The sequence below is a fragment of the Halolamina salina genome, assembly GCF_042678005.1.
Classification (GTDB): domain Archaea; phylum Halobacteriota; class Halobacteria; order Halobacteriales; family Haloferacaceae; genus Halolamina; species Halolamina salina.
In genome coordinates this window covers 6700-11908 of sequence record NZ_JBHUDH010000115.1, presented here as the reverse complement: position 1 = coordinate 11908, position 5209 = coordinate 6700, and the positions used below count along the sequence as shown (strand labels likewise).

5 protein-coding genes and 2 tRNA genes are annotated in these 5209 nt (G+C 66.3%); 3 read left to right on the top strand and 4 right to left on the bottom strand.

All coding sequences use genetic code 11. The annotated features are described in order from the left end of the window. Positions 1 to 194: 194 nt before the first annotated feature. From ACFR9S_RS10265 to ACFR9S_RS10250, 4 genes are all read right to left on the bottom strand, one after another. The gene (locus tag ACFR9S_RS10265) at positions 195 to 833 is read right to left on the bottom strand and encodes a hypothetical protein (RefSeq protein ID WP_379818557.1); all 639 of its coding nucleotides are present in this window, start codon (positions 831 to 833) and stop codon (positions 195 to 197) included. 121 nt (positions 834 to 954) lie between these two features. Next, positions 955 to 1028 (bottom strand) — tRNA-Phe (locus ACFR9S_RS10260). 61 nt (positions 1029 to 1089) lie between these two features. Continuing rightward, entirely contained in the window at positions 1090 to 1644 is a 555-nt protein-coding gene (locus tag ACFR9S_RS10255; protein ID WP_379731704.1) for an FxLYD domain-containing protein, read from the bottom strand. A gap of 264 nt (positions 1645 to 1908) precedes the next feature. Continuing rightward, positions 1909 to 1981: transfer RNA gene (locus ACFR9S_RS10250), tRNA-Val, on the bottom strand. A gap of 84 nt (positions 1982 to 2065) precedes the next feature. Here ACFR9S_RS10250 and ACFR9S_RS10245 point away from each other — a divergent pair. The 3 genes from ACFR9S_RS10245 to ACFR9S_RS10235 all read left to right on the top strand — a co-directional run bounded on the left by ACFR9S_RS10245 (position 2066) and on the right by ACFR9S_RS10235 (position 4913). After that, positions 2066 to 2569, top strand: coding sequence for a DUF192 domain-containing protein (locus ACFR9S_RS10245; protein ID WP_379731703.1), 504 nt, complete (start codon positions 2066 to 2068; stop codon positions 2567 to 2569). After that, on the top strand, positions 2566 to 2841 hold the full coding sequence (locus ACFR9S_RS10240) for a DUF7538 family protein (RefSeq protein WP_379731701.1): 276 nt from the start codon (positions 2566 to 2568) through the stop codon (positions 2839 to 2841). Before ACFR9S_RS10245 ends, ACFR9S_RS10240 begins: the two co-directional genes overlap by 4 nt. A 143-nt stretch (positions 2842 to 2984) precedes the next feature. Further along, a complete protein-coding gene (locus ACFR9S_RS10235; RefSeq protein WP_379731700.1) occupies positions 2985 to 4913 on the top strand; it encodes an ABC transporter ATP-binding protein in 1929 nt (642 codons plus the stop codon). Positions 4914 to 5209 lie beyond the last annotated feature (296 nt).

The following is a 5209-nucleotide window of genomic DNA, read 5'->3' as shown; positions in this document are numbered from 1 at the left end:
GTTCTCCGAGCCGGCGCGAGCCGGGCGTCCCGTGGAGGAAGAGGACGGGGACGCCGTCGGGGTCGCCGTACTCGGCGTAGGCGAGCTGTCGGTTCTCGGCTGTGCTGCACGTCGTGGTGTGGGGAGGGGCTGTCACTGTTCGGAGGGGTGGTCGGTCGGCGAGCGGTCGGTCGTCGGCGCCGCGACGGCGGCAATCACGATCGCGCCGCGGCGATCTCGATCGTTCCACGGCTGCTGGCCCGGACCGTCTCGCCGAATGCGCCGGGCTCGGACGCTTCGACCGTGAACGAGCAGTGGAACAGGTCCGGAACGGCGTCGTCGCTCGGGTCGAACAGGACCGGGAGCGTGATCGTGCCGCCTGTGTCGATCCCGGGGAGTTCGACGACGAGTTCGCGGCGGCCGGCGCGGTGGTCGTACCCGGTCCGGAGGTCGAACCCCCCTGTCGGTGGTTGGACCCACATCTCGAAGGGGTGGGTGGCGGTGTAGGCGTTCGGCGGGCCGAGCCGGAACCGCGCCCAGTCGGCCTCGTAGTCGGTGTACGCCTCGGTCGCGGCGATCCCGCCGACGGTCGTGTTCAGCTCGAACGCGAGGCGACCCGACCCCCCGTCGGAGGACCGGTCGCCCTCGAACGTCACGGAGCCGTACCCCACGCCGTCGTCGTGTTCCTCGACCTCGGCGGCGGGGTACTGCCAGACGAGTTCGCGCTCGCCGCCGGTCTCGACGGCGTCGACGCGCCGTGGCCCGGTTCCGGGGAGTTGGCCGGTACAGCCGGCGAGGAGGATCGTGCCGCCCGTCGCGGCGGTCGCGAGCAGGCGCCTGCGTGTGGAGGGCATCGTCGGTTCGGCTTCGGCCGCCGACAGAAAAAGCCCCTTGAAGGCGGTCGGCGGTTCGCAGGAACTGGCCCCCACTGCTTACAGCTCGGCCGCTTCGCTCCCTCGTCGGTTCGCAGGAAAATGCCGCCTCCCCGATTTGAACGGGGGACAGCTCGATCTTCAGTCGAGTGCTCTCCCAATCTGAGCTAAGGCGGCGCAGTCGGACGAACGCCCGATCCGGCATTAAGGATTTCGAAAAACCGCGAGCCGGCGACGATCAGGTGACGTTTCGCGTCTCCGTGAACACGTACGTCGCGTTCGCGGTCTCGACGAACGTCTTGACCTCGATCTGCCCGTCGTTCTGCTGGACTTGGTACGCCTCGGTGTAGCTGAGCTCGACGCGCTTGGTGTCGGTGTAGGACTCCCCCGACGCCAGGTCGCCGACCTCGGAGCTCCCGCTCCAGATCATCTCGCCGTCGGTGTAGATCTCTGACCGTATCACGACGTCCTCGGCGGTGTGGTCCTGCTGATTCACGATAGTGCCGTTCACGTCCCGGCACGTCTGCCCACACTCCGTGATGTTCTCGATCACGAACGTGAACGGCTCCGGCGCCGCGGTGGCCGTGGCGCCTCCCTCGCCGCCGCTGCCGGCGTCACCCCCGCCCGAGTCGGTTCCATCGACGACGACCGTATTCTCGTACGGCGTCGACGGTCCTTCACTCCCCCCGTCGCCGCCGGGGGCCGGGCCGAACCCGGTCACCAGCGCGGCGGCGACCCCTCCCAGTGCGATCACGACGACGAGCGCCGCGATCGCGACGTGTTTCCGGTTCATTGGTGGTTCTTCCTCGGCCGAGTGGCCTCACTCGGGGGAGATTCCCGGCACCAATAGGTCTGTTGGACGGTAGAGTTGGGGGATTGGGGGTCGCTGTCACTACTTCGTGCTCACTTCGTTCGCACAGAAGTAGTGGGCTCGGGCGGATTTGAACCACGGTCGTTCCGCTCAATCCGTTCGCTTCACTCCCTGCTTCAAATCCTTCTCGCCCACTTCGATTCTACGGACTCCTCGCTGGCGCTCGTCGTCGCGAGGAATCAGAAGTGGGCTCGGGCGGATTTGAACCACCGGCCTCTTCCTTGTAAGGGAAGCGTCATAACCACTAGACCACGAGCCCGCACGCGAACACACCGACGCCGCGCGAATAACGATTTCGCTCTCCGTCGCAACGCTTAGCACCCCGTAGCCCCTCTCGGGAGCCGTGCGGAACCGTTCCCTGCTCGCAGTCCTCCTCGTGCTCGCCGTCGTCGCCGGTGCCGGCGCGTACGTCGTCCTCGACGACACCGAACAGACCACCGTCACGTTCGTCGACAGCGAGAACGACACCGAGCTCGCGACCGTCGCGGTGGACGTCTCGGACACGTGGGATGAGCGCTACACCGGCCTCAGCAACCACAAGGCGCTCGGTCCCGACGAGGGGATGCTGTTCGTCCACCCCCGCGAGGCGACCCACGGCTACGTGATGCGGGACATGGCGTTCCCCATCGACATAGTGTTCGTCGCCGAGAACGGCACGATCACGACCATCCACCACGCCGAGGTGCCGCCCGAGGGCGAGGAGAGTCCCACCTACGAGGGGTACGGGAAGTACGTCGTCGAGATCCCCTACGAGTACACGGTCAAGCACGGGATTACGGTCGGCGACCGCGTCGTGATCCCCGAGGAGAACCGAACCGCCGTCCCGACCACGGAGGCCGACGCGTGAGCGAGTACGACGCCGTCGACGCGCTGGCCGAGCGCGAGGGGTGGACTGCCGAGGGGTTCGCCGCCCGCGTCCACTACCGCGGCGACGGCGACCGCTACAGCGTCGAGTACTACGCGCCCAGCGACTGCGTGCTCTACTGGAAAGTCAAAGGCGACGGCGAGACCGCGGTCCCCGTCGGCCGCGACACGGTACCCGACCCCCTCCGCGCTCGGATCCGCGAGGATCTCGACGCCGCGGGCGTCGACTCGACCGCCGAGAGCCGGACCTTGTAACACGTTCTCTTGGCACACACGACCACAAGCTACTCCTTTCCCCGCCCCGCCCGACCGATACCGGCGTTTTCGACCGGTTCACCCGGCCGTTCGAGTGTTTCGATTCGTAAGACCTTTTGAGGGGCATTGCGTCGCGGTGAACAATGTCACATCCCTCCGACGAGGACGATCCCTTCGAGGATATCCGTCAGAAGACGGATAACCCGATGCGGCGGTTGTTCGAGGAGTACGGGTGGCCCAACGCCCGCTACTTCGGTATCGGCTTCCTCGGGAGCGTCGCCGCCCGGGTCCTCGACCTCCTCCCGCCGCTGCTGCTGGGGATCGCCATCGACGCGATCTTCGGTCCCGAACAGTTCGACCTCCCGCTGGTCCCCCAGAGCTTCATCCCCACCGAGACGATGCCGCAGTTCTGGTTCGCCATCACGCTTTTGGGCGTCTCCTTCTTCGGCGGGTCGGCGTTCCACTGGGTGCGAAACTACGGCTGGAACTCCTTCGCCCAGACGATCCAGCACACGATCCGTACGGACACGTACGACAAGATGCAGCGGCTGAACATGGACTTCTTCGCCGAGAAGCAGACCGGCGAGATGATGTCCATCCTCTCGAACGACGTGAACCGCCTCGAACGGTTCCTCAACGAGGGGATGAACTCGCTGTTCCGGCTCTCGGTGATGGTGCTGGGCATCGCGGGCATCATGATCTGGCTGAACCCCCGCCTCGCGCTGGTGGCGCTGCTGCCGGTGCCGATCATCGCCCTCATCACCTGGAAGTTCATCGACATCATCCAGCCCAAGTACGCCACCGTGCGCAAGACGGTCGGCCACCTCAACAGCCGACTCGAGAACAACCTCGGCGGGATCAAGGTCATCAAGACGTTCAACACGGAGGGGTTCGAGTCCGACCGCGTCGACGACGTCTCCCAGGACTACTACGACGCCAACTGGGACGCCATCGAGACGCGGATCCTCTTCTTCCCCGCGCTGCGGGTCATCGCCGGTATCGGCTTCATCATCACCTTCGCCGTCGGCGGCCTCTGGGTGCTCGGCGAGGCGCCGCTGTGGATCACCGGCGGGCAGGAGACGCTCAACCCCGGCGTGTTCACGACGTTCATCCTCTACACCCAGCGGTTCATCTGGCCGATGGCGCAGTTCGGCTCGATCATCAACATGTACCAGCGGGCTCGCGCCTCCAGCGCCCGCCTGTTCGGGCTGATGGACACGCCCTCCCGGATCGTCGAGGACCCCGACGCGCAGGCGCTCGAGGTCACCGACGGCCACGTCGAGTACGACGACGTGAGCTTCGGCTACGACGAGGAGACCATCGTCGAGGACGTCAACTTCGAGGTCGAGGGCGGTGACACGCTCGCGCTCGTCGGTCCCACCGGCGCCGGGAAGTCGACGGTGCTGAAGCTCCTGCTGCGGATGTACGACGTGGACGAGGGGTCGATCGAGATCGACCACCAAGACATCCGCGACGTGACCATCCCCTCGCTCCGGAAGAAGCTGGGGTACGTCTCGCAGGACACGTTCATGTTCTACGGGACGGTGTCGGACAACATCGAGTACGGGACGTTCGGCGCCTCCCACGAGGAGGTCGTCGAGGCCGCCAAGGCCGCCGAGGCCCACGAGTTCATCATGAACCTCCCCGAGGGGTACGAGACCGAGATCGGCGAGCGCGGCGTGAAGCTCTCGGGCGGGCAGCGCCAGCGGCTCTCGATCGCGCGGGCGATCCTGAAGGACCCGGAGATCCTCGTCCTCGACGAGGCGACCTCCGACGTGGACACGGAGACGGAGATGCTGATCCAGCGCTCCATCGACAAGCTGACCGAGGACCGCACTACGTTCGCGATCGCCCACCGGCTGTCGACGATCAAGGACGCCGACCAGATCCTCGTCCTCGAAGACGGGCAGGTCGCCGAGCGCGGTACCCACGAGGAGCTGATCGCGGAGGACGGCCTCTACGCCCACCTCTGGGGCGTGCAGGCCGGCGAGATCGACGAGCTTCCCGAGGAGTTCATCGAGCGCGCCCAGGAGCGACACGCGCAGGCTGACGTGGACGTCGACGACGATTAGGGAACTTCGTCGGCGGCGGTCTTCTCGGTGGCGGATTTCTTCTTCGTTTTGACGGGAGTAGACAGTATCTCGCCGTTCGTTATTTCGACAGTGGACGTACCGCTGACTCCGTGGTTTCGACCGCGACCGCTGGCTCCGTTGTTCCGACTGCGATTATGACCGCGGAGTGAGCATGACCACTTGCGACCGCACCGCCCCGCACAGCCCTCGAACCTCCCCAACCGACTCGCTCCCGCTGGTCGCTCGTCCCTCGCGCCGGTCGCGCCCACAAGGGGCGCTCCTGCTTCGCGCCGACA